The organism is Claveliimonas bilis (assembly GCF_020892095.1).
GTDB classification, from domain to species: domain Bacteria; phylum Bacillota; class Clostridia; order Lachnospirales; family Lachnospiraceae; genus Claveliimonas; species Claveliimonas bilis.
Window position 1 is genome coordinate 449,466 of the sequence record NZ_AP024845.1, and the last position, 23,062, is coordinate 472,527.

Here is a 23,062-nt window from a genome sequence, read left to right on the forward strand (position 1 = left end):
AAATCCCCATGTCCGCATACCCTTTTACAATTTCTGTATGACTTTGCTCTGGCTTTTCTGAAATGCAAATTTGCCTGCCCCGTACATCCCAATCCCCCACACAAAAATCCGAATCATAACAGCTGATCGAGGTAAGGTTCCATAAAGGATGCAGTCTCTGGCCGCCGCAATGAAATTATAGATGGGATTCTGCCAGACCAGCCGCTGCATAGTCTCCGGCAAAAGTTCCAGTGGATAAAAGAGAGCAGAAAGGTACATCCAAAGCGTCAGGAAAACTGAATACAAATGCCGCACATCACCGAAAAACACATAAAGCACTGACAGCAGATATCCCATGCCAAGAGAAAACAGGAAAATAAAAAACACGATCACAGGAAACAGGAAAACTGCTGCCGACAGGCGTATTCTAAAAATCAGCAGAATGATCCCATAGGCGATAAGGGAATAGAGGAAATTGACAAAAGCTGTATATGTCCTGGCAAAAGGAAACACCTCCCTTGGAAATTTCACCTGCAGGATCAGAGTCTGATTATCCGCAAGAGCTGTCATGGCTGTATTGGTGGCCGTAGTAAAAAAATTCCACAGGATAAAACCTGTCAAGTAATAAACCGGATAATTTTCAATGGATTTTCGGAACATGGCAGAAAAGACCAGAGACAGAACAGCCATAGAAAGCAGAGGGCTTAAAACACTCCACAGGATTCCCAGCCTGGATCTGCTGTATTTTCTTTTCAGTTCCCTGGAAACCAGTTCCTGTATCACAAAATAGGATTGCTTTCTCATTTTTTCCGTTTCTCCATGATCTGCTTTTTGATGTAGAGGATGTACTTATACATCCGGTTTTGCCAGAGATGCCATCTTATCCTCTTTCCTCCAAGTACAATGCTCCCCTCCATCCAGGCGCTTTCCTTTACCGGTTCTTTTCGGATACCGGTCATAGATGCTCCTCTGGGCAGTACGTGACTGTTTCGGATCTCTTCTTCTGTCAGGGGAACAGCGATCTTCTGTCCCTCTCCCCTGACGTCATCATTAAACCAGAGATTCCCAAAAGCCTGCGCCTGTTCCTTATCAGGTCTGCTCATCAGATCTGCCATCTTTCTCTGTATCACATCAGGATCAAGGATCTGCCACAGATGCAGACGGTCCGGAAGTTCCAAAGCTTCTTTCTGCGCCTCTTTTTCTACCGCGTCTGCAATGATTTCCAGCGCTTCTTTATTTTTCACTTCTCCCGGCTCTCTGACCGGTTCATATCCCCCGGACGTTTCCTTATATCCCAGAGTCATCTGTTCCGGTTCGCTGAACATGCATTCAAACAAGCTGTTGGAAAAATGTACTTTTCTCTTTATCTTGCCAAATGGTTCGAAATAGTATGCATGATAATTCTCTTTTTTCTCCCCCTCCGGAATGTGATAAAGGCCGAAATAATATCCCGTCAGCCTCCCCCTGTAGCCGGCTGATTCCAAAAGGAGCCGAAGGGTCATCTGCATACTTCCGGTCCACCCACTGTCCGCCACCGCCCAGCGCACTGCATCCATAAGTCCCTCTGCCTTAAGATACCCGACAGCCGCGTCATATGCTTCCCCGGCATGAATGTTTACATATTCCCAAAATTTTTCCATGTCCAAAAGCTCTCTTTTCAACATCTGGACTTCTCCATAGGACAAGATCCGGTCCATCTCTTTTTGTCTTCCCAAAAGTCCGGCGATTTCTCCGGCTTCCTCATCGGTCAGCGCTGCCCTTTTTAATACTTTCGCAAGGGTCACATCTATTCCTCCCAGGCAGATCTGCTCTGCCGCCTCCTTTCCGAGCAGATGGAAAGACGGGATCCGAAGTGCATATCTGGAACAACGAAGATACCGGCACTCTATTTCAGGTTCTCTTCCCCGGCTTAAAATTTGTGCCGCCCGGTACATCGGATATCCGTCTCTGGCAAGAAAATAAATCCGCCGGATATTCTGTTCTCCGGCGGATTTCAAAACCCATTTTACAAATTCTACAAATGCAGGGGCCAGTATTGCTTCAGAATCCCGGCTGATGATCTCGGCATGGGTATGGGTACTCACCGCTTTGTCTCCTTTCCTTAAGCACCGCCTGCCCTCCTGCCTGACAGCGTTTCAGTCCTCGGTATATGATACCCGGGATCATCCACACCGCCAAAGGTTTATAGCGGTACATCCATGCTTTTGCCCCGTTCAGTCCAAGTGCCGCAAACCCAAGGCGGCGAAGCCTGATCTCATCTATTCTGTAACAGAGCCGCCGCTTCCTGTAACTTCCTTTGTCCTCCCGGTAGCAAAACAATTTCTTCTGAAGATTATACCCACGGCAGCCGAAAATATGCAGGCGCATAAAAAGTTCATAGTCTTCGCATCGCTTTGTTTCATCTGACACATGATAATATCCGTGCTTTTCAAATACGCTCTTTCTGAACATCACAGAAGGATGAATGTAGGGTGAAGAAGAAAGAAAACTCTCTTTTTTCGGAATTTCAGGCATTTCTCTTACGCCCCACACCCCATCTTCTCCTATGAGAAAAGCGCTGCATCCCACAAACTCATACTCTTTGTGTTCATCCAGAAAATGCGCCTGTTCCTTCAGCCGGTCCGGCAGAGAAATATCATCACCGTCCATCCTTGCAATATACTCTCCCTCCGCCTCCTGGATACACTGATTCAGGCCATAGGCAATACCGCGGTTTTCCTTTCCTTCCAGACAGCGGATCCTTGAATCCAACATTTCAAGACTTTTGATCCTCTCTTTCCACTCTTCGGATGAACCATCATCATAGATTAGAAGTTCCCAGTCCCTTTCACTCTGTTCCAAAATAGATCTGGCCGCCGTCTCCAGCTGGGAAAACGGCTTTGGATTGTAAACACTCATGATCACACTGACTTTCCTTCGATTCATGTTCCTTGCTTCCTTTCCCAATGCTTTTGTAAATCATTTCCATTTTTGATTTTGACTGTTCTGCACTAAATGCAGATGCAGTTCTTACTGCTGCTTCTTTCATGGCAGACAGTTCATTTCCCCGCTTTGCTTTCCTTTCTATCTCTTCGATCGCTGCGCGAAACCCTTCCGTTTTTCCCGGGTCACAGAGGAACCCGTTTTCCCCATGCCTTACATATTCTCTTGTCCCTCTGTTTTCCGCTGCCGCTACCGGAACAGCGCAGGCCATTGCTTCCAAAGCGGCCATTCCCAGTCCCTCTCGCTTAGATGGAAACAGGAAGAGATCTACTCCCTGTAAAAGAAAGGGCAGATCCCGGCGAAATCCCAGAAAACAGGCGATACCATCCAGTCCCCTTCTTTTTACCTCTCTTTTTAATTTAGATTCATAAGGTCCTGCACCGCATATCACATATTTCAGCTTAGGAAAGTCCTTTTCTTTCCTCCATTGTTCCAGAAGTTTGAGTATCACCCTGTGATTTTTATTTTTATCAAGAAGGGCTGCTGTCATAAGGCACAACTCCCCTGACCCGACTCCAAGAACTTCCCTCGCTGCTTCTCTTTGCTCCTGTTTCGGACAGTACTTTTTCAGATCCACCCCTACTCCCGGTATAGCGGCAAGCTGTCCATTCTTTTTCAGATGAAATGTCTCTGCAATGTTTTTATCTTCCTGGTTAATTGTGATCAGCGTATCCGTATATTTCGCCAAAAATTTTTCCGCCGGATAATACAGAAGCCAATTTTTAAGAGGCGCTCCCTTATAAAAGTGGAAACCGTGAGCGGTGTATATCACATGTACCTCTCTCCCGGACAGATGAGCTGCCAGTCTTCCCAGCACCCCTCCCATAGGATTGTGGCAGTGCACGATGTCAATCTTTTCTTCTCTTATAATTCGGATCAGTTCTTTGAAAGCCTGCATATTCCTGCCGATCCTGTAAGGAGATTTTTCTATTGTAAGGGGATGGCATACAATCTCATTTTTTTCAAAAAATCTCGCTTCAAATTCATAAGCTTTTATCTGAAAATTAGAAGCATAGTGAAGGCTGGCTCCTTTTTCTTTCCATATTTCTACTGCGTTTTTTTCAAACTGATATAAAAATCCGCTGACAGTTGTCACAATCAGAACTTTGCGTCTCATCTTTCTTCACTCCCTGCTTTTCCAGACAGTCCTGCCCTTCCCCTTTTTATTTTTCTTTTTTGCTCCGATGTCAGTCTATCATTTGTCCGCTGTGATTTCCTTATGGTTTTGCTGGAAATAGATGCGGATTCTGGCAGAAAAGGGGTAACCCACAAAGTCTTTTTCAGGAAAATTTAATTCATGCCAACAAAAAGCAGCCGGCCGTAACTGGCTGACTGCTTAAATATTTTCCCTCTCTTTGCAAAGGGCAATTAATGAAAATAATGATCTCCAATGCGGATCCCATAGTTTCCGTTTCCAAAAGAAAGACACCCTCCTACAGGATTGCTGCCTGCCATGGCATCTGCCGCTGCCTGCATGGCGCTTTCCGTATAACTCCGGCTTTGCAGAACGCTGTCCAGCCATCCTGTCATAGCAGGGCCGAACTGTCCGGACTGATAGATAACTTCTCGAATGGATCCCGGATAGACTCCGCTGTTTACCCGATTCATCACAACGGCTCCAACTGCCACCTGGCCTTCATAAGGCTGATTTCCAGCCTCGCAGAATATCAGCGCTGCCAGAAGTCTTTGATCTTCCTCCCGCGCTTTTCTTGCTGCTTCTGCAGCAAGCCTTTCTTCCTCTGCTTTCCTTCTGGCCTCTTCTTCTGCCTGAATCTGTTTCACCCGTTCCTCTGTTTTCTCTACAGCAATCTGCTGCACGGCTTCTGTCACCTTTTTTGCCACTTCCTTAGAAGATGCACTGTCCGGAAGATCATCTTCCAGCGAAGTCGCCCCGTAAATCACCGGTGTCTCCCCTTCCGGCGACATAGCAAAACTGGTAAATCCTGCCGTATTTACCGCACAAAGTACGGCGAGTACCGTAAAACGCAATCGTCCTTTTCCCTTTAATTTCATATACTCCTACCTCCTGGTTTTGTAACATTCTTACATTTCTATTATTTTTTATATGCATTTTATTTCTTTTATATTACAAATGTTACAAAATTATTACGCCGGGTATTGTACTATAAGATTTCCAATCTGTCAACTTTTTTATTTCATTGCCATCTTTTCCTCGATATGCTAGACTGAAAAAAAAGTACATTTGCCGGAAAGGAATATATCAATTATGAATTTTGACTATCTTATTTTTGATGTAGACGGAACTTTGTGGGATACAACTGAAATTGTTGCAAGATCGTGGAACTATACACTGGAAAAACTCAGATTTGAACGTCAGCCTTTGACTGCCTCTGATCTGAAACAAGAGTTTGGAAAACCCATGGATATCATTGCAGCTGACTTATTTCCTCAGCTTCCTGCTGCAAAAGGAGAAGCGCTGCTGGCAAAATGCTGCCGCCGGGAACATAGATTTTTGGAAAACGCCAAGGAAAGTTTTCTCTATCCGGATGTAGAATACGTTTTTTCCCGACTTTCTTCCAATCATAAGCTTTTTATCGTAAGTAACTGCCAAAGTGGTTATATTGAATTGTTTCTTAAAAAAAATAATTTGCGGAACTATATCACCGATATAGAATGCTACGGAAATACAAAGAAATCAAAAGGAGAAAATATACGGCTTTTACTGAACCGCCATCCCTCCGGCACTGCCTGCTATATCGGCGATACTGCCGGAGACTATTGCGCATCCAAAGAGGCCGGAGTTCCTTTTATTTTCGCTTCTTATGGATTCGGAGATGTTCCCGAGGCTCAAATACGTATCTCACATTTTTCTGATCTTCTTACCTTGTTTCAATAGCAGATCAGGCGAGAAATATGGAATGGATGATGAGGCTCCAAATCGGAATTGCTGCCACAGAAAGTACTGTCGTAAGCACAACACATTGGGTGGCAAATTCCTCATCTCCATGATATTTCAACGCCAGGATCGCAGTTGTCGTCCCTGCCGGCATGGCTGCCAAAGTAACGGAAACTCCTGCTACTACTGAATCCACCCCTGCCAGCAGGCAGCCCAAAAGCACCACTGTAGGAATAAAAATCAGACGGATCACTGAATAGCCGGCGGTAATTTTTGTCACCATACGTCTCATATCTGTATCCATCAGGATTGTTCCGATCAATATCATTGTGACAGCTGTCGTACACCCGCCGATTTCTTCAATTCCCGTACTCAAAAATTCCGGAAGCTGAATCTGAGTCACCATCAGAACAATTCCAATCTCCACCGCTATGATACATGGATGGGTCAGTACCTTTTTTACCACCTCTTTTCGGCTCGGACTCTGAGTAAAATAGGATACTCCCGCTGACCACATAACGATGCGCTGCGGAATCAGATAAACAGAGGCATATAAAAGGCCTAGCGATCCGTAAAGCCCTTCTGCCACAGGATTTCCCAGGAATCCAGCATTTGAGCACACCGTCGCATACTGCAGAACCATCCGTTTTCCCTTTGGCACTTTTCGGTACAGCACTCCACTGATCAAAGTACAGAAAATCTGGATCAAAACAGAAATTATGAAAATTTCCATCTCTGCAATCAAAACAGAGCGGTCCATCGGTATACAAAAAGCTGTAATAATATTGCAGGGAAGAACCAGATTGATCACTAAATCTGTCAATACCGTCTTCCCTTCTTTTGTTATAATATTTTTCTTTCTTAAAATTACCCCTATTCCCATGAGAAGAAGCATCATCACCTGGAGATCAAACAAACCTTCTATCTTCATTTGTTATCATCCTTCTTTTCATAGACTGCCCGGTTGTTCTCCCCATCTTCTTCTACATGTACACCGCTAAAACTTTGAATGTACTGCTTAAACTGCGAAAACCCGTAATCCCGCACCTTAAAATCTCCAAAACGACTGCGGATGCGATTTCCCAGCACACTTAAAGATACCCCATGTTTCCCCGCATCTTTGATCTGCCTGCGGATAAACTCTTCGATCTGCTCCTTTCTGTTTCTGTCTTCATAAAGCGTCACCGTAATCTGGGAACCTGACTGTATCAGTTTCAGCTTTGGGAAAGACTCCAGAAATTTAGACAAAAGGCTGTAGCCATAGCGCCTCACATCGAAGTCCGGATACAGCTTGACAAGCCGGCTTCCCACCTCTCCCAGACCTGTCACTCTATCGTCATTTTGATTTTCGGTGATGATCTTCACTACCGCTTCTTCAATCTGGCTTCTTGCTACAGCATCATTTTCACTCATGCTTCCTTCCAGCAAAAGCTCCAGAACAGTAAAGATATCACAGGCTTTTCTGAAAGGAGCAGGCGTCTTATTCTCTCCCATGCCGATCACCGTTTTTCCGCTCTCTCTGAGTCTGCTGGCAAGCTTGGTAAAATCACTGTCGCTGGATACCAGGCAGAAACCTTCCAGCTCACTTGTATAGAGCATATCCATAGCATCAATGATCATGGCAGAATCTGTCGAATTTTTACCATGAGTATAGCTGAACTGCTGGATCGGCGTAATGGAATTGTTAAGAAGTTCCTCTTTCCATCCTGCATTATTTGTGCTTGTCCAATCCCCATAGATTCTTTTATATGTCACATTTCCATACTTTGACAATTCGTCGAGAATTGGTTCTATATATTTTGCAGACACATTATCTGCATCAATCAAAAGTGCAAATCTGTCTTCCATTTTTTCCTCCGGTTTTCATTTTCCGCTTCTGCGAACATTACTTATGGAGTATTATATCATAATTTTTCTTATTCGTAATATTATAATTTTGCTTGTTATAAATTATGAAATGCTTGCCATCTGGTTTTAAATACTATATAATGTCCATGTTGAGGTGATAATCTTATGACAATTGACACAAAAGATATGCTGAACAGCATTTTACAGAGCATTTCACGAATTGATTATGTAAAACCGGAAGAAATCCCCAATATAGAACTTTACATGGATCAGGTAACCACTTTTATGGAGAATCAGCTTGGATCTACACGGCGGTATAAAGAAGATAAAATTCTTACAAAGACCATGATCAATAATTACGCCAAAAACAATCTTCTTCCGCCTCCGGTAAAAAAGAAGTATTCAAAAGAACATGTCCTTGTCATGATCTTTATTTACTATTTTAAAAACATTCTTTCTATCAAGGATATTGAGTCACTTTTAAAACCTCTGACCGACAAATATTTCGGTAAAAATGATGGCTTTAACATTACATCCATCTATGAAGAGGTATGCAGTCTGGAAAAATCCAGGATTGATTCTCTTGCAAAGGATATCTCAAAACTCTATTGCTCCTCCCAGGAAACTTTTCAGGACGCTCCTGCGGAAGACAGAGAGGCGCTGCAGCTTTTCTCTTTTATCTGCAGTCTGGCCTTTGATGTGTATGTAAAAAAACTGCTGATGGAAAAACTGATCGACCAGCTTCCGGATAATTCTTCGCGAAAAAAAGAAAAGTAACCGTTAAAAACAGCCGGACAGATTTAATTCTGTCAGGCTGTTTTTATGATACACATGATGTACTTTATGCAATATTCCTTATTTTGCAGCTTCTTCCGCAAATTCTGTATTAACAAGCTTTTCATAAGGAGCACGATTACTTAATTCCCCTGCCTCTTCAAGAATATCCTGAAGAAGATCAAAACTCTCTTCTGAAAATATCAGATTTTCCGCCCAGGTATCTTGCTCATAGTATCTGGTTACGATTGTGGTAATTGTTTCCAGATCTGATTCTTCAAACTGCGGCTCAATCACAGCAGCAATCTCCTCCGGCGTATGATCCCGCACATAGTCCATTCCCTTTTGAAGCGCATTGGTAAATCCCTGGATCACTTCCGGATTTTCTTTGATATAACTTTCTTTGGCTGAAAAAGCCGTATACGGTACATAGCCGCTGTCTGTTCCCAAAGAAGCCACAACATATCCTTTTCCTTCCTGTTCCAGACTGGTTGCTCCGGGTTCAAATTCAACAGTAAAATCTCCTTCTCCTCCGGAAAAAGCCGCTGCAGTGGAGCCAAAATCAATGCTCTGATCAATAGTAAGATCCTTCTGTGGATCGATGCCGTTTTGTTTCAGAATATACTCAAACACCATTTCCGGCATACCGCCCTTACGTCCGCCAAGGACAAGATGCCCTTTTAAATCTTCCCAGGAAAAGTCCTCCATCTCCTCACGTGCAACAAGAAAATTCCCGGCACGCTGTGTCAGCTGGGCAAAGTTCACTACAATATCATTTGCTCCCTCATTGTAGGTATAGATGGATGCCTCCGATCCCATAAAACCGATATCTGCCTCACCTGACAGTACGGCCGTCATTGTCTTATCGGCGCCAAACGGGGTACGCATTTTAGGCTAAGACGCTCCAAAAAAACCGCGTATTTCCGGCATAGAAACTTTATTGTTTCTGGCGTTTTGCACAAAAAATTTCGTCACATTTCACAAAAGAAGAGATACAATATTTTCCTGAGTATCCCCGGAGCTTTTGACGGCTCCGGGGACTTTTTTATTTCCTTCTGAACTGAATCGCTTCAATCCTAAGCGCCTGACCTGTGGTTCCAAGTGTGGCGATTCCATCCGCTTCTGTCCAATCCGTCCAGCCGCTTCCCTGGATGTGTACCCGGAACTCGAAGTTCCCTTTAAACCGCAAGCACTCCAACCGGTCTGCCTGGCCTACTGTACCGATCACAGTATCCTTTGTAATGACACCGTAGTGAACCCAGCCTTCGCCCTGGATATGAGCAGAGCACTCGATCACCTCATCCAGCGGATCAAACTGCAGCGCTTCCAGCCGCTTGCCCTTTCCCGTGGTTCCAACTGTTTCCATGTCTCCGACATAGCCACCCCAGCCAGCACTCTGGACATGCCCCCTCACCAAGAACATCGGCTTATAGATCTGGAACGCCTCCATCTGCTTTCCTTTGCCCCGGACTCCGGCCCATTCTCCTTGAGATACCCAAGCGCCCCAGCCGTAAGTCTTATTGTGTGCCCGGTAACGAAGAATCTCTTCTGTGATAATCTTGAACGCTTCCATGCGCCTTTTCTGGTCTGTAGTCCCGACTACGATATTCTCCCGGACATTCTTATAAAGCTTATCCCCAATTCCTTTCAGGTGCACCATGATGTCCATGTAAGCCCCAGATTTTAAGCCGACCTTCATTGCTTCTACTCTCCGGTTTTGGTCGGTAGATCCGGCCATGTGTCCGTCGCATCTGCTTTCCAGGAAGCCAAGTCCCCGGACATGTGCCTGGTAGGTTACATCTCCGGACTCGTTCTTTCGCTCCTGCATGGTTCCTCCGGAGCGGACATCTCCGTCTGGATCGGAGGAGACAGCTCCTGCTGTTCCTGCATACTTATCCCATGCCGCACGGTCCCCATAGAACACATTCAAGTCAAGATTGCCATTCCATCCAGAAAGCCTTCCAGATGATGTGTACTGATAAAGGGCACAAGCTTTCCATTTTCCTGTTCCACCATAAAGTGGTGCATTCGGATTATACCCCATTGTCTCATAACCAGCATAATACCCCGCGTTCCACAATCCATAATCAGCATTCACTACGCTGGACCAGTCATAGGCATGTACTACACTATTACTCATATAAATGAGCGGCTTCACACCTGTAAGCTGGTAAATCCGATCCAGAAAAGCTTTCGCATAGGCTACTCCCCTATTCACTGCATTTGCTTCCCAATCCAGAACAAGGATTGCTTTCCCGACATAACCCTTTATATTTTTATAGAAGAAATCCGCTTCTGCTACTCCAGAGCTGCCGCCAGTGGCAAAGTGATACACTCCTACTTTTTTCCCCAGCTGTAAGGCTTTCTGGATCCATCCATCGCAATACCGGTCTACAAATCCGGTTCCTTCCGTCGCCTTGCAGATCACAAAGTCGCAAGGCACTTTTGCCAGATTAAGCCCTGCCTGGTGGTTGCTGATATCAATTCCATTCATGCTCATAAGATTTTCCTCCTAAAAAAAGAGGACGCTGTCATGCGTCCCCCGAATGCTCGTCTTTATTCACTACTTTATCTGCTACCTCTAGCCCATTCACTAAAACTGCTGGCACGTTGTAACCTGCCTCCACAAAATTTTCTACAATGGAACGGATTTCATTAATTATCAAACTTGCAAGAACAAACCAGCCAAGCAGTGTCGTGATTCCCAGGTCAATTCCAATCGCCTTTCCGATTTCAATAAATACCGCGCTGGCTCCAAATGCTACCATAATCATCAACCAGTATCCTAGCTTCTTAAGCACGCCTTTCCACCCGGCCATAGAATTTTCTCTTCCAGCCATGCGGCTTTTCATCCATCCGGTAAGCCAATCTGCCACATTTAGAAACAAAAATGCCACAAACAAAAACCAGTGCTCTCCTAATATATAGGATAATACAGCAACAATGGTCCCTGTGATTGCGTTATACCCGTTTATAATGGGTTCTGCATAATTCATTTTCATTAACCTCGCTTCCTTTCTTTTTATTCCTCTGCAGCCGCCAGCATTTCATCCTGAATGCTCTGGACGAAGGTTCGGAACTCGTTCTCATCCTTCCGGCACTGCTGGATGTTTTTCTTGTACACATCTCCGTCTGTCACATAAGCTGAAATGTTCATGTTGAGTGGAGAATTTGAATTAATGACCGCATCAAAAGCAGCGGCTTCTTTTTCCACATCCTCATTTCCTTCTTTTACGACGATCTTGCTTCTTCCTCTTAAGGTGATGGTTTTTTCTGTTGCTTCATACATTGCTTTTTCCTCCTTTTTTGGTTTTGAGTGTAAAAATAGGTATAAAAAATAGACCTATATCGGTCTTGCTCTTATTTCCATATATCCTCCTTCTATGTGACAAATAACTGTTTGTTCGAAAAATTGATAGCTGGCACTAAGGTAGTGAAAATGTCTGGTAAGACTTCATGTCCTATATTTACCAATGCTGAAATCAATAGTTTATTAGGCGTAACGAACAGTTCCAACGCAAATACAGCTGTTTTATTTAGTAATGGCGATGCTAATGCGACAAGTGCACACTTTTCCAGTTCGTACCAAAGCGGCACATGGTATGCTGTTTTTGATAGGCAAGTGACAGCGACACAAATTCGGGCAAACTATCTGATTGTAAAGTTTGCCTAATTAATCCCAAACACATAAGCCCAAACACTTTCGGAAGTTTGTCCAGATTTATGGCATGTCCAAGCGGTAGGTCCTTTCGGTGTAATCCAGCATCTTCTATCAGCTCCACCTGAAAAATTGAACATAAAACGCTTCTTACTACTGGAAGATGGACCGATAGATGTAAGCCATGCTGTTGGCATTATCTGAAAAATTCGTTCACTACTGCCATCAGCGTTGTTTTTTGCCATCATCATTTCAATAAATTTAAAGTTAGTATACGGTTCAGTTAAATTAAGAGCTGTTTCTGCCCCCTGTCCAGCACTGCCTGATCCAATCTGCTTATATGAACCGGTCAAACAGTTATTTTTCGTAGCGATTTCCCCTTCATGAGTAAAGGCGCCGTCTGAATTAACTCTAACATGTGGACTTGAAAAGGCTCCGGATGTATTCGGCGGTTTGGTTCCCATAAAAAGGGAACTTGATTGGAAATAAGACACTGTATTTCCATCGACACTATAAGCTCCTATACTTATCAAACCGGTACTCCCATTTCGTATCGTAATATCATCATTATCAATGTAAATATTTTTGCTTGCCGGATTCCCAATCGTGGCCGTGCTTGCATACACCGGCTCACTTGCCACTCTCCAGTTTGCACCGTCGTAAGTGAATACCACTGTAGCGCCAGCAGCCCAGTATGCATATCTAACGCCCTGGGTGTAGATTGCCTTAGCGCCGGTTCCCGCCACATTTAGAGTTGGGCTGGAAGCAGTATTTGCATAAGTGAAACGTACCGCTACTGTGACGCCTGCTTTCAATGTCAGTGTCCCAGCTGCCAGAGTAGCAACCTTAGCAATCGTGGAAGCTCCTGTTCCGCATGTAGCATACAGCATCTGACCGTCTGACCCTTTGGGACCAGTTGGTCCCGTAGCACCTTGAGGGCCCTTTGGCCCGGTTGGTCCTTGAGGGCCTGTCGCTCCGGTATCACCTTTGGGACCCTGTGGTCCTGTCGCGCCGGTATTCCCTTTTTCTCCTTGCTCTCCTTTTGGTCCCTGGGGACCTGTCGCTCCAGTATTTCCTTTTTCTCCCTGTTCTCCTTTAGGACCTTGAGGTCCGGTGGCTCCTGTCTCTCCTTTCGGACCCGTCGGACCTGTTGCTCCAGTGTCTCCTTTAGCTCCTTGAGGTCCCGTTGCTCCATGTGTTCCAATGATATGAGGAGTGGTATTTACCACACTTCCATTTGTATATGTAGTTTTTTCATAGTTCCAAAGATATTTCTTGGATGTCGTGGTACTCTGTGGCGTAGTGGTCCATCCGGAGGTTCCGGTAGTCACTCCACTTGACGCTGTGGAAGCTAAATAGTAATTTACTATGCTGCTGATCCCATTCCCGTCTTGTCCATCCTTCCCTGGCGTTCCTGTCGCTCCAGTGTTTCCATAGACGCCGATCACCCTCTTTGCACTTTCGTCAGTCGTTCCGTTGGAATATATGAACTTTTCGTAGTTCCACAGATACTTATTAGTCGGTGTCATGGTTGGAACGGAAGTAATCCAGGATGTGGGGGCTGTGGTGTTGGATGAAGATACGGCATAATACTCTTCAATGTTTTCTATTCCTATTCCATCTACACCATCTTTCCCATCCGCGCCATCTTTACCCGGCGCTCCATCTTTTCCGGGTGCCCCGTCTTGTCCGTCCTGTCCATCGGCTCCATCCTGTCCCGGATCACCTTTCTCGCCTTTTTCGCCCTTCTCACCGTCTTTCCCATCAGTTACATTGCTTACCGTAACCTCATAGACACCACGCAAGATACCGCCAGCGTCTTGTGCTTCAAACCGGTAGACCGCTTTTCCTTCAATGTCTGCTGCTTGGACTGTAATGGACTTGCTCATCTCCTGCAGCACGCCATCCTTTTTCCAAGTGATCGTCATGGAATCGGTAAGATCCGTCCCGGCGTCCATAACAGAGGCCGTCAGAGTAGTCTGCCCTTCCCCATTCTTAAAGATAGTGCCATTGTCAGTAATAATCGAGCAGGTATAAGTCTTATTGGCATCCACCAATGCCTGCACTCTGGAAAGCAGCTCCGGATCAATCTGGCTCTGCAGTTCCCGGAAATTGCTGAAAGTCGTCTTATTTCTGGTTGGATCAGTAAAGCTCCGGATCTGCTCTGATACCCTGGCTTCCAAGTAGAGAGTCGGATTATACTCATCGTCTTCAATGTCTACCGTGTCTCCGATGTTCGTATCAAAATATCCTTTTACCTCGTAACTGACTTGCGGAACACAGATCTTCTTTAGCTCCGCCAAGGCCTGCCCGTAGAGCATGTTGACATTGTCCGTATCATACTCATAGATTTTGGCAATGTACCGATCGTTTTCCTTCCCCATCAGATTAGAAGGGAACCTATCACGGGCTTGGACAGCTTTAATATTTCGGTCCCCAGAAAGACTCTGATACTCCACATTTCCCTCTGCATCATACTCTGTCTTATTAAGGGAAGTAACGGTCAGACCATCCTTCCCAAATGGCCGGATGGCTGTGTACAGCTCTGTGATATCGGATGTTTTTGTAATCCCTTCCACATCCACGCCGTACCGGAGGGTGATATCCGAGCGCCTGGTCCCCATGCCCTGATATTCGTCGGTATGTTCCTTATAGACATTCATGGTGATCTGTTTCAAAGAGTAATCATCGTTCAACTCTACTACAAACTCCACTTCGGCCTCAAAGACATTCGCCAGGGAATAGATCCTTGCAAGGATGGTGTCCGTGCCGGTCCATTCTGTCTTAATCTTCTTGTCTGCAACCTCGTTAATACCGATCTTGATCGTCTGCTCATAGTCGATTACCGCCATATACTGTGCAAAGGTCATGGCAGAAGCAGCACTGTACTTTTCCTTTTCCTCATTGAGAAGCTCAAAGAGAAGTCCGTAAGCTTCCACCGTGATCTCATACTCATCTGCTTCCACTCGCATGATGTTGAGATAGTATTCTTTCTCACGATACACAAACGCCAGCTTATTCCCTTCCACAAGATACTGTGCGTCCTCATGGTCGGCGCTGGCAGTAAAGGTGAATGTGTATGCGCTACCCTGCAGGTACTCATGGAGTTCGTCGTCATAATAATGGAGGGCTTCCGGCGCTTCGTTGTCCAAAAAGCCCTCCACTGTGTCGTGCGTGTTGAGTACCGCGATTCTTACATTTTCTATCATCTATAAAAACGCCTCCCTTATCCTCGCTTCCGCTGTCGGTGGCGGATCCGAAAAATCCGAATAGTAAAACTGTACCTTTGTCTCACCCGGAGGAACTTTGAAATATTTACTCCCCTTCACTTCGTCCTGCTGGCTGGGAATGCCGTCTACATAGACCTTACCAGCCTCGCCATCAACATAGACCACGCTGTCCTCCGGGTACCGGTTCGGGATATCTTTAAGATACTCCACATTATCTTTCTGGAAGTAGAGATATCCAAAGTACATGTGTGTGACAAGGTTCCCTTTTCCACGGTTGCTGTACTGGATCTCTGAAACAGATACCGAATAAGCTTCCTTATCTTTCAGCGAGGAATCACTGTAAGAATACTTTTTCCCATTAAAATGGAACTCGAACCTTTCCCCGGTTTTGACTATCTTAATGACACCGCCCTTGGCTGTGTAGGACCAATAGCCTGGTTCATACTTCACGCGCCCTTTCTCTACACTTCCCACCTGGAACACCGCTGAACAGATGTTGCTATTGGTGGAGCTCTTAACGATGTGCATGGACGCAAGCTGCTTACCAACGCTATCTCCAATCACGACTTCAATCGCCCCGGTCTGTGGAACTTTTCCCGTCTCAAACCACATGGTATATTGACAGGTAAAATTCTTCGCTCCTGTCACTCCGCTGGAATCGGCCGGCAGATCTTTCTTCGCTATCGCCCCATGCCAGGAAGAGCCGGTTCCTACACTATTCAGGGCAAGCCATTGACGTCCGTTTAAGGATACACTCCCAAAAGTACCATCTCTACCATGATTTTGATTCTTGTCAAAGATACCTTCGCCGACTGTGAAGGTGGACAGGAACTCATCTGCACTGTCGCACCGGAACAAGACTTCTGATTTCTGTGCCGGAGCTGCATCGACTTCATCAATCTTCCCCAGCTGAATTGCCCCATACTCGGATACGATACCAAGGAATCCATTCTCATGGTTGTGGGTAATCTCATAGCTGACCGGGACTTCCTCGGTACCGTTATTTACTATGATAGCCTCCAGGATGCCGTCCGCATTAGCTGATGCCTGGAAGCTTTTCTCTGTAGTCGCATATTTATACGGGTCACAGCAGTAAAGCACAAACTCCCCGGTTACATTCAGCTGGCCTTCTTTCACATCCCCGACTTCGCTCTTGGTCCCGATAAAATACTTGTCCGGTTCATCCGCGAAGATCAGCTTTGCTTCTTTCTGGTTCAGGATCTTGTTCAGCGCATTGAATTTCTCCCGGAAATCTTCCGGGGAGTCAGTCAGCAGCTGATATCCCACCGTAATACTCCGGGATACGATTCGGCTGTTCCGGTACTCGGAGCCGTCCATCTGCCCAATCTGCAGTTCCGTGATTTCCGCCTCCGTCAGCTCCCGACCAAGGACATACAGGGTGCGGTATCCCTCTATTTCATTTTCAATATACGCCCCATTAATCTGCAGGGCCTCTGCCGGGAGCGCACTGGATGATGCGCTGCCGGCTGTAGTATCAACAAAGTTATACATGTCATTACCCCTTTATGCCTTTAATCATGTTCTTTACCTTCTGCTGTTTATTCAGCTCTGCTTCCGTATAAGGAGCTGTCACTCTGGCTGTCTCTTTTCCATCAATCTCCACCGGAACAACAATCGTATATTTCGCATTTCGGGTATAGCTGTAATTTTCATCCAAATCACGGACTCCAGCCTGAATGTTCATCCCAATTTCCGGTATTGGCGTCAACGAAGGAATAGAAATCAGTTCCATTGTTGCTGCTTTTGCTTCTTTTACCTTGGAAAGAATCCCATTCACCCAGCCAATGCCCCAAAACTTACCTAAAAATGTGGTTATCTTGGACGGGCTTCCGATCTTCGCCTTGGCAACGATCGCTGCTTCTGCTGCCGACGCCAGGGAAGCCGCTGCACTCCGAACAGCGCCTACCTGTGACCGGATTCCATTTGCCAGACCAACCCCAATATATACACCACTACTGTATGCACCACCAGAGGCTGACCGCATAGCTGCAACGATGGCTGCTGACATCGTGGTAGCCGTAGATACTGCCCGACTCATGCCAGTGGAAACTCCTGAATTGAAGTTATTCCCTACCGCCTGGCCGGAACTTTTGGCTTTTCCTTCTGCATTAGAAAACTGATTAATCAGCGCATTGATCGCTGACTTCGCCTTACTTCCCAATGCGTCTAGTCCTTCATTCACTATACTGATCGACGATTTCATACTTGTCAGTGATTTTTGAGCGCTCTTCGCGTTTTTGGCAATGGATTTCATGCTGGAGTTTACCGCTTTCAGCGCAACCGACATTGCCAACACTCCGACCGCTCCCGTTGTCATGCCAAGAGCAAAAGCCGCTATTCCCAAAGTGGAAGCGGCTGCTGTAAGAGTAAGTGCTGCAAAGGCTGCACTTGCCACCAACATCACTGCCCCCATCGCTGCTGATGCTGCTAAAAGGACAGTAAAAGCTGCCGCACTTGCTAAAGCTCCCGCCGCTACTATCAGCAGTACTGCTCCCGTAACTGTTAAAGATGAAGCTACCAACGTAAGTCCTACACCAAGAACAACAGCTCCGGCTGCAAGAGCAAGAACTCCAGCTGCTGTTACAATAACCGCTGCTCCAACTAAAGCAAGCCCAGCTGCTACAACTGCAAGCCCTGCTCCCAGTATCATGCTTCCTGCCCCTGCCACCGCTGCACCAGCAGCAAAAACAAGCATACCAGCACCAAGCGCCGCAATTGCCACTGCTCCTTGCGCCCCATACTGCACTACAACGGGAAGGATAGCAGCAACGACTGCCAGTGATGCACTTGCAAGTAAAGCCCCAGTTCCTACCAATGCGACCGCTATGCCGAATGCGAGCATACCAACCGCTCCAGCTGTAAGTGCCGGACCAAGTACAGCAGCAAGAGCCATCAATCCTGCCATTGCCACGACCATTCCGGCCATAACAGCAATCGCCGGAGTACCGGCATTTACAAGACTGATAGCTGCCGCTGACATTACGTACATACCAGCGCCTGCAATCAAAACAGCAGCGCCAAACGCAACCATGCCAACAGAAGCAGCCGTAAGCTGTTTTCCAATCATAGAAGCCACAACCATTAATGCTCCAACTGCAACCACCATTCCAAGCATCGTAGCGATTGCTGGAGCTCCAGCATTTGCAAGTGCTATTGATGACTGTGCAAGGACGGCAAAACCTGCACTAATCATAAGTACCGCCGCTCCCAACGACAGCATTGCAGTACTTAGCGCCTTCAATTTTGCCGGACTGGTTTTAATGCTTTTCATCATTACCGTCATTCCTGCTCCTAAAGCAGCTACAGCTGCAACCAATCCAAACATAACTGCAATAGCAGGTCCACCCGCATCCGAAAGATCTACTGCTGACTGCGCTAATAAATAAAATCCGCTGCCGATCAGGGCAACTCCAGCTCCAAGCATCATAAACGCTTTTGCAGACGATAATATTTTTTTAGAACTTCCAGAACTAGATTTTCCGACTGCTTCCTGTCCCTTTGACACGCCAAGCAGTTTTCCTGCAAGGCCCTTAATTCCGCTTCCTGCCAGTCCTATAATCGCTTTTCCAAATGCGGTTACTGGCGGCGCTACTGCCTTCACCAGCTTAAATGCCATATATGCCATTAAAAGTTTCGGAAGATTATCAATCAACACCGCAACTGTATCGGCATGATCTTCCAGGAATCCGGCAAACGTTTTCAGTGCGTCGCCGGCTACTCCAATGGCATTTCCGAATCCCTCTACACTTTCCGTTGATCCAAAACTTCCATTCAACTCTGCCAGCTCTTTTGAAATAGCTGAAAACGCATCACCAAAGGCAGCGCCCACTTCACTTGCGGTTGCTACAAGAACATCCCAATACGGCTTGATCTTATCCAGACCGGATGTCAGCTTTGCAGCAATCTTTTCTCCGTCCAGTTCGCCCACCTTATCCACAAGTTTACTGATCGCACTGATACCTTTTGCCGATAGGACATCAAATGCAGGCTGCAGTTTATTTGACATGGTCTCCTGCAGCCCGTCCATTGCCTGATCCACCGTTTTATATTCTGTGGCTAATTTTGTAAAAGCATCATTCGTTCCAACTGTAGCGATTGCGTCAAAGAAGTCTTCCGTTGCCACAGTCCCCGCCTGCACATCTTTAATCAAAGACTGGGTTGATTTCCCCATCTGCTTTGCCACAGCTGCAACACCAGCCGGTGTCTGCTCAAGTATCAGTTTAAAGTCTTCCCATGCCACCGTAGGCTTTGCCGCCATCTGGGTTGCCTGCTGGCTCAATGTTTTCATCGCCTGTGTCGGACTCTCTGCCGCTGCTGCCAAACCTCCAAAGCCTTTTACCAGCTTTGTGGTGTTCTTTGTCCCAACTGCTTCCAGCTGTGCAAATGTGGACGCCATATCAGAAGAGCTGTAGATAGTAGCTTCTGCAAAGTCCTGCAGTTCTCCTTTGACCGCTTTGATCTGATCTGCTGACTTCCCGGTCATCTCCATATTCCCCTGGAATGTTTTCCAGGCAGCACTGGAAGAGTTCAAATCTCCAACCAAACCTGTTACGCTGTTACTGATTGTATTGAATGTAGCCTGGCCGGCAGCCATCATCACACCAAATCCAATGCCGCTTGTGAGAGTGGATTTTAAATTGTCCACATATCCAGAAGCTGCCTTCATTGTTGAAGTAAAACCTCGATCTGCCGCTGACAATATCGCTTTTATGCTAAATGACTCTGCCACACTCTCACTCTCCTCTCCGGTTTAAAAGTTTTCCGATTCCAGCAAAACGGCTTTCGCCTTTTTTCTTCTTTTTCGACCTCAATTTCTTTAATTCCTGCTCATAGTCAAAGAACTGCTGGAACTTTCGGTATACTGGTCTTGTCTTTCCTTTTCCTGCAGGTTTTTCTGCCTGTGCCGCATAATTTAAAAAGGCCTGGCGGTGTTCATGCAGACTTTCATCCAGCATGCGCAACTCCAAGGCCTCTGCCATGATTTCGTATTGTGTGATCGTCAGACTGTCTACCTGGGAAAACGACGTAAAACCAAAGTACCGGAAACAGTTAATTGCCATCTCTCGGTACTGTTCCTCAAAGGTTAATTCTGTTCCTCTTTCGCTTCCTCGATCGCTTCCATCATCTTCGCCATCAGCTTCCTGGTAGCATTTGTTTTCCCTAAAAAATCCAGCGTATCCTCAAACAACGCATCTACATCCGTATTCGGATCATCAATATAGGAATCCAGAAGCGCTTTCGTTGCTCTCGGCTTCTGTCCCTTATTGGCTACATCCAGAAGATCTACCAGGGCATCCGGTTCCCCGTCAATCACTCGGGCGATCATGTATCTTGCACCGATATCTTTTTTCACATCTTTGATACCATCCACTGTTGTAGACACCAGCTTATTGGCTTCCCGAAGGAATCCCATGCCAAAATGAAACTGATATACCTGTCCGTTAATTGTTAATTCCATCATTTTTGTTTACCTCCCTTACGCTCCTGTTTTCTGTGTATCTTTGAATACATAAGCCGCAACTTCCTGCTGTTCCACCGAAACAGTGACATCCCCATCTGCTCCAGAACCATTGATTCCAAATGTCAGATTGCATTCCACAAAATCTTCTGCAGAAGATGTCTTCTCAAACTCTGTCAAATATCCCTGGAAGTATTTTCCCTTAAATTTGTTCTCTCCTTCTTCTGCCGGCTCATCTAGGTTCGCTTCCCACACTTCCATGAGTTCATCTTTGTCCATTGCTTTTTCCAGCTCATCCAGAAGTGTATCTCCTTTGGCAAGAATAGAAGTAGCCGTGATCTCCACTTCAGCGGTCCCTGGTGTACGAATGGAACCGTCCTTTGTGGCTGTAGAATCGGCATCCTTACTCATAGTCCGGCTATTCTCTGTAGTAAATGCCAGTGTTGTCCCATTTGCCGTTGCCTCTTTTGAAGCCACACGGTATAAGTACACAATCTTTTTGCCCTGTACCGCTTCTGCAAATACCTGCAGCGGATATTCTTTAAACTCTGGTGCGTCGTAATGCCTTGCCAGTTTTTCCTTCATTTCTCTTGTTAAAATCATCCGTTTACCTCCTATGAAAATTTAAACTCCACTTCCAGCAGTCCATGCAAAAGTGGAGTCTTTGTTGTGTTGTCCGGCAAAATTCTCTGGTTCATATTCTGTACCATCCATGCAAAGTTTGCCGTATGTTCTAATCTGTAACAAATTTCTTTTATATCCAGCAAAATCCCTGACACTGTACCTCGCTGCCTGGGATTGTTATGCCAGACATGGATTGTCTGGTACACATTGCCGAAAATCGCTGTCTTGTTCGGATCATCGGTCTGCTGGCTGTCTGCCAGATAAATAAAAGGATACGGCGTGCCCTCCGGAGGGAGGAAGGTATCATACACGTCATATCCCTTTTCTTTTAACCTTAATAACAGCTCTGTAAAGAGTTCTTGCTGTGGATCCATTCCGCTCACCTCACTCTACCAGCCTTTTCATGTCTTTCTTAAAAATCTCTTTTTGCGTATCAAAAGCAGGCTTAACAAATGGTTCTGCTTCCATAAAACGGGTACCAAATTCAGGATATGGGGCATATTCCGTTGTAGGTCCTACCTCTGCAGTCAAACCACCCTCTGTAATTACAGTATTAATACTTCCTGCCGTGTCACCTTGGCTATAACCCTTAGTAAACGCTGTTTTAGTATTCTCTTTCATACGGTCATTCAACTGATCTCCATTTTTCTGCACAGTAGTGCGGACTTTGGTCATGTTGACATTATTCCGCAATTTCTTCTGTAGCTTTTCCATGCCGACAATCTTGATATCACCCATCACTGCACCTCCGATACCACAAACACTTGCTTTGTCCGAAGTTCCCGGGAATAATCCACATTGTAGAGGGTATTCCTCACTCTGATCCGGTCAAAAGGCTCCTCATAATGATTCTGGAGCTGAATGGTAAGGCTCCCCTGCTTTGGACCGTCGTAGACCAATTTCAGCATATCCGTACCGGTATCCATGATAGATGCGTACCGCATAGCTTCCTCAACGGTATCATCCGCATAGTTACCGGTTTTAGGATCGTATTCTCCGGGAGTGATCTTTTGGAAATATACTGGTGTATCGTATCTCATACCCAACGGATCCCTCCTTTTGATATATCAATGTTCTTCTGCTCTTTGTAGGCCTGGATATCATCCATGTAGGCATCAAAATCAGAATTAAGAAAGCTGGTACTTTCGCCCTCTACTGTGTGAGATTGCGCCCCCTCTGATCCAATCCGGTTATAGCGAACAATCGAGACTTCCGTGATGATATAATCCAAGTCATCCTCCGGATCAATGCCTCCCAGAAGGACTTTCAGCCTTGCCCTGGTGGTAGAAAGAATCCAGTCCAGCTTTTTATCAAGCTCCTCATCCTCATGGAGCGGAAGTCCCAACATCCGTTTCAGATCTTCAAGCATAGCGCCACCGCCTTCCTATTTCTTCGTTGAAGTCTTGGCTGCTGTCCGTTTTGCTGGAGCTTTTTGAGATGCCGGCTTTTTCTCCTCTACAAGCTTGATGAGAGGAGTCCCCTGTTTATTGTCACTTCCAGCCAGCTCTTTCAGACGTTCTTCTGCAACCTCGATCCCCGCACGGGGAAAGGTATCACCCACGTTATATGGGTGATCCTTATCATGCAGATCTGTAAAATACTTGATTACCTTATACATACTTTGCTCCCTC

General features: G+C 45.9%; 24 protein-coding genes. 2 read left to right on the forward strand and 22 right to left on the reverse strand.

What is annotated here, in order from left to right:
• Window positions 1-24: 24 nt before the first annotated feature.
• The 5 genes from EUBC25_RS02150 to EUBC25_RS02170 form a co-directional block, all read right to left on the reverse strand.
• Window positions 25-783, reverse strand: coding sequence for an ABC transporter permease (locus EUBC25_RS02150; protein WP_230106616.1), 759 nt, complete (start codon window positions 781-783; stop codon window positions 25-27).
• Window positions 780-2,063: a hypothetical protein gene (locus tag EUBC25_RS02155; RefSeq protein WP_230106617.1), complete on the reverse strand. Its 1,284-nt coding sequence runs from the start codon at window positions 2,061-2,063 to the stop codon at window positions 780-782. The genes EUBC25_RS02150 and EUBC25_RS02155 overlap by 4 nt, the downstream gene beginning before the upstream one ends.
• Window positions 2,020-2,904 carry a glycosyltransferase family 2 protein gene (locus EUBC25_RS02160; protein WP_230106618.1) on the reverse strand — a complete coding sequence of 295 codons (885 nt, stop codon included), beginning with the start codon at window positions 2,902-2,904 and terminating at the stop codon, window positions 2,020-2,022. Before EUBC25_RS02160 ends, EUBC25_RS02155 begins: the two co-directional genes overlap by 44 nt.
• Window positions 2,807-4,078, reverse strand: a complete 1,272-nt coding sequence (locus EUBC25_RS02165; RefSeq protein ID WP_230106619.1) for a glycosyltransferase family 4 protein — start codon at window positions 4,076-4,078, stop codon at window positions 2,807-2,809. Before EUBC25_RS02165 ends, EUBC25_RS02160 begins: the two co-directional genes overlap by 98 nt.
• A 251-nt stretch (window positions 4,079-4,329) precedes the next feature.
• A complete protein-coding gene (locus EUBC25_RS02170) occupies window positions 4,330-4,974 on the reverse strand; it encodes a cell wall hydrolase (protein WP_230106620.1) in 645 nt (214 codons plus the stop codon).
• A 214-nt stretch (window positions 4,975-5,188) separates the two neighbouring features.
• On the opposite strand from EUBC25_RS02170, the gene EUBC25_RS02175 reads away from it, so the two are divergent.
• Entirely contained in the window at window positions 5,189-5,818 is a 630-nt protein-coding gene (locus tag EUBC25_RS02175) for an HAD family hydrolase (RefSeq protein ID WP_230106621.1), read from the forward strand.
• 4 nt (window positions 5,819-5,822) lie between these two features.
• Here EUBC25_RS02175 and EUBC25_RS02180 read toward each other — a convergent pair whose 3' ends face one another.
• Both EUBC25_RS02180 and EUBC25_RS02185 read right to left on the reverse strand, forming a co-directional pair.
• Window positions 5,823-6,749: an AEC family transporter gene (locus EUBC25_RS02180; protein WP_230106622.1), complete on the reverse strand. Its 927-nt coding sequence runs from the start codon at window positions 6,747-6,749 to the stop codon at window positions 5,823-5,825.
• Window positions 6,746-7,666: an NYN domain-containing protein gene (locus EUBC25_RS02185; RefSeq protein ID WP_230106623.1), complete on the reverse strand. Its 921-nt coding sequence runs from the start codon at window positions 7,664-7,666 to the stop codon at window positions 6,746-6,748. The genes EUBC25_RS02180 and EUBC25_RS02185 overlap by 4 nt, the downstream gene beginning before the upstream one ends.
• Before the next feature lie 165 nt (window positions 7,667-7,831).
• Here EUBC25_RS02185 and EUBC25_RS02190 point away from each other — a divergent pair, with 165 nt between their 5' ends.
• On the forward strand, window positions 7,832-8,443 hold the full coding sequence (locus tag EUBC25_RS02190; protein WP_230106624.1) for a DUF1836 domain-containing protein: 612 nt from the start codon (window positions 7,832-7,834) through the stop codon (window positions 8,441-8,443).
• Window positions 8,444-8,521: 78 nt separating this feature from the next.
• Here the strand turns inward: EUBC25_RS02190 and EUBC25_RS02195 are convergent, their stop codons facing one another.
• The 15 genes from EUBC25_RS02195 to EUBC25_RS02270 all read right to left on the reverse strand — a co-directional run bounded on the left by EUBC25_RS02195 (window position 8,522) and on the right by EUBC25_RS02270 (window position 23,049).
• Window positions 8,522-9,328: an ABC transporter substrate-binding protein gene (locus tag EUBC25_RS02195; RefSeq protein WP_331471501.1), complete on the reverse strand. Its 807-nt coding sequence runs from the start codon at window positions 9,326-9,328 to the stop codon at window positions 8,522-8,524.
• A 157-nt stretch (window positions 9,329-9,485) separates the two neighbouring features.
• Window positions 9,486-10,940 (reverse strand): GH25 family lysozyme, encoded by a 1,455-nt coding sequence (locus EUBC25_RS02200; RefSeq protein ID WP_230106625.1) that lies wholly within the window; start codon window positions 10,938-10,940, stop codon window positions 9,486-9,488.
• A gap of 31 nt (window positions 10,941-10,971) precedes the next feature.
• Window positions 10,972-11,442 (reverse strand): phage holin family protein, encoded by a 471-nt coding sequence (locus EUBC25_RS02205; protein ID WP_230106626.1) that lies wholly within the window; start codon window positions 11,440-11,442, stop codon window positions 10,972-10,974.
• Between the two features lie 20 nt (window positions 11,443-11,462).
• Window positions 11,463-11,729 (reverse strand): hypothetical protein, encoded by a 267-nt coding sequence (locus tag EUBC25_RS02210; RefSeq protein ID WP_230106627.1) that lies wholly within the window; start codon window positions 11,727-11,729, stop codon window positions 11,463-11,465.
• Window positions 11,730-12,109: 380 nt separating this feature from the next.
• Window positions 12,110-15,307, reverse strand: coding sequence for a phage tail spike protein (locus tag EUBC25_RS14860; RefSeq protein ID WP_304999997.1), 3,198 nt, complete (start codon window positions 15,305-15,307; stop codon window positions 12,110-12,112).
• Entirely contained in the window at window positions 15,308-16,840 is a 1,533-nt protein-coding gene (locus EUBC25_RS02225) for a distal tail protein Dit (protein WP_230106628.1), read from the reverse strand.
• A 4-nt stretch (window positions 16,841-16,844) separates the two neighbouring features.
• Window positions 16,845-20,078 carry a tape measure protein gene (locus tag EUBC25_RS02230; protein WP_230106629.1) on the reverse strand — a complete coding sequence of 1,078 codons (3,234 nt, stop codon included), beginning with the start codon at window positions 20,076-20,078 and terminating at the stop codon, window positions 16,845-16,847.
• Window positions 20,079-20,082: 4 nt separating this feature from the next.
• Window positions 20,083-20,409 carry a hypothetical protein gene (locus EUBC25_RS02235; RefSeq protein WP_230106630.1) on the reverse strand — a complete coding sequence of 109 codons (327 nt, stop codon included), beginning with the start codon at window positions 20,407-20,409 and terminating at the stop codon, window positions 20,083-20,085.
• 23 nt (window positions 20,410-20,432) lie between these two features.
• Window positions 20,433-20,810 carry a tail assembly chaperone gene (locus EUBC25_RS02240; protein WP_230106631.1) on the reverse strand — a complete coding sequence of 126 codons (378 nt, stop codon included), beginning with the start codon at window positions 20,808-20,810 and terminating at the stop codon, window positions 20,433-20,435.
• Between the two features lie 15 nt (window positions 20,811-20,825).
• A complete protein-coding gene (locus EUBC25_RS02245) occupies window positions 20,826-21,410 on the reverse strand; it encodes a phage major tail protein, TP901-1 family (RefSeq protein WP_230106632.1) in 585 nt (194 codons plus the stop codon).
• Between the two features lie 11 nt (window positions 21,411-21,421).
• The gene (locus EUBC25_RS02250) at window positions 21,422-21,805 is read right to left on the reverse strand and encodes a DUF3168 domain-containing protein (RefSeq protein WP_230106633.1); all 384 of its coding nucleotides are present in this window, start codon (window positions 21,803-21,805) and stop codon (window positions 21,422-21,424) included.
• A gap of 10 nt (window positions 21,806-21,815) precedes the next feature.
• Window positions 21,816-22,169 carry an HK97-gp10 family putative phage morphogenesis protein gene (locus tag EUBC25_RS02255; RefSeq protein WP_230106634.1) on the reverse strand — a complete coding sequence of 118 codons (354 nt, stop codon included), beginning with the start codon at window positions 22,167-22,169 and terminating at the stop codon, window positions 21,816-21,818.
• Entirely contained in the window at window positions 22,169-22,471 is a 303-nt protein-coding gene (locus EUBC25_RS02260) for a hypothetical protein (RefSeq protein ID WP_230106635.1), read from the reverse strand. The genes EUBC25_RS02255 and EUBC25_RS02260 overlap by 1 nt, the downstream gene beginning before the upstream one ends.
• Complete coding sequence (locus EUBC25_RS02265) at window positions 22,468-22,800, reverse strand: phage head-tail connector protein (protein WP_230106636.1); 333 nt, start codon at window positions 22,798-22,800, stop codon at window positions 22,468-22,470. The genes EUBC25_RS02260 and EUBC25_RS02265 overlap by 4 nt, the downstream gene beginning before the upstream one ends.
• Window positions 22,801-22,815: 15 nt before the next feature.
• Window positions 22,816-23,049, reverse strand: coding sequence for a Rho termination protein (locus EUBC25_RS02270; protein ID WP_230106637.1), 234 nt, complete (start codon window positions 23,047-23,049; stop codon window positions 22,816-22,818).
• Between the last annotated feature and the right edge of the window lie 13 nt (window positions 23,050-23,062).

Excerpts from the sequence above, each read along its gene's own strand:
- EUBC25_RS02150 (WP_230106616.1), bottom strand. The coding sequence starts at position 783 with ATGAGAAAGCAATCCTATTTTGTGATACAGGAACTGGTTTCCAGGGAA.
- EUBC25_RS02160 (WP_230106618.1), bottom strand. The coding sequence starts at position 2,904 with ATGAATCGAAGGAAAGTCAGTGTGATCATGAGTGTTTACAATCCAAAG.
- EUBC25_RS02165 (WP_230106619.1), bottom strand. The coding sequence starts at position 4,078 with ATGAGACGCAAAGTTCTGATTGTGACAACTGTCAGCGGATTTTTATAT.
- EUBC25_RS02170 (WP_230106620.1), bottom strand. The coding sequence starts at position 4,974 with ATGAAATTAAAGGGAAAAGGACGATTGCGTTTTACGGTACTCGCCGTA.
- EUBC25_RS02175 (WP_230106621.1), top strand. The coding sequence starts at position 5,189 with ATGAATTTTGACTATCTTATTTTTGATGTAGACGGAACTTTGTGGGAT.
- EUBC25_RS02180 (WP_230106622.1), bottom strand. The coding sequence starts at position 6,749 with ATGAAGATAGAAGGTTTGTTTGATCTCCAGGTGATGATGCTTCTTCTC.
- EUBC25_RS02185 (WP_230106623.1), bottom strand. The coding sequence starts at position 7,666 with ATGGAAGACAGATTTGCACTTTTGATTGATGCAGATAATGTGTCTGCA.
- EUBC25_RS02190 (WP_230106624.1), top strand. The coding sequence starts at position 7,832 with ATGACAATTGACACAAAAGATATGCTGAACAGCATTTTACAGAGCATT.
- EUBC25_RS02195 (WP_331471501.1), bottom strand. The coding sequence starts at position 9,328 with ATGCGTACCCCGTTTGGCGCCGATAAGACAATGACGGCCGTACTGTCA.
- EUBC25_RS02200 (WP_230106625.1), bottom strand. The coding sequence starts at position 10,940 with ATGAGCATGAATGGAATTGATATCAGCAACCACCAGGCAGGGCTTAAT.
- EUBC25_RS02205 (WP_230106626.1), bottom strand. The coding sequence starts at position 11,442 with ATGAAAATGAATTATGCAGAACCCATTATAAACGGGTATAACGCAATC.
- EUBC25_RS02210 (WP_230106627.1), bottom strand. The coding sequence starts at position 11,729 with ATGTATGAAGCAACAGAAAAAACCATCACCTTAAGAGGAAGAAGCAAG.
- EUBC25_RS14860 (WP_304999997.1), bottom strand. The coding sequence starts at position 15,307 with ATGATAGAAAATGTAAGAATCGCGGTACTCAACACGCACGACACAGTG.
- EUBC25_RS02225 (WP_230106628.1), bottom strand. The coding sequence starts at position 16,840 with ATGTATAACTTTGTTGATACTACAGCCGGCAGCGCATCATCCAGTGCG.
- EUBC25_RS02235 (WP_230106630.1), bottom strand. The coding sequence starts at position 20,409 with ATGGCAATTAACTGTTTCCGGTACTTTGGTTTTACGTCGTTTTCCCAG.
- EUBC25_RS02240 (WP_230106631.1), bottom strand. The coding sequence starts at position 20,810 with ATGATGGAATTAACAATTAACGGACAGGTATATCAGTTTCATTTTGGC.
- EUBC25_RS02245 (WP_230106632.1), bottom strand. The coding sequence starts at position 21,410 with ATGATTTTAACAAGAGAAATGAAGGAAAAACTGGCAAGGCATTACGAC.
- EUBC25_RS02250 (WP_230106633.1), bottom strand. The coding sequence starts at position 21,805 with ATGGATCCACAGCAAGAACTCTTTACAGAGCTGTTATTAAGGTTAAAA.
- EUBC25_RS02255 (WP_230106634.1), bottom strand. The coding sequence starts at position 22,169 with ATGGGTGATATCAAGATTGTCGGCATGGAAAAGCTACAGAAGAAATTG.
- EUBC25_RS02260 (WP_230106635.1), bottom strand. The coding sequence starts at position 22,471 with ATGAGATACGATACACCAGTATATTTCCAAAAGATCACTCCCGGAGAA.
- EUBC25_RS02265 (WP_230106636.1), bottom strand. The coding sequence starts at position 22,800 with ATGCTTGAAGATCTGAAACGGATGTTGGGACTTCCGCTCCATGAGGAT.
- EUBC25_RS02270 (WP_230106637.1), bottom strand. The coding sequence starts at position 23,049 with ATGTATAAGGTAATCAAGTATTTTACAGATCTGCATGATAAGGATCAC.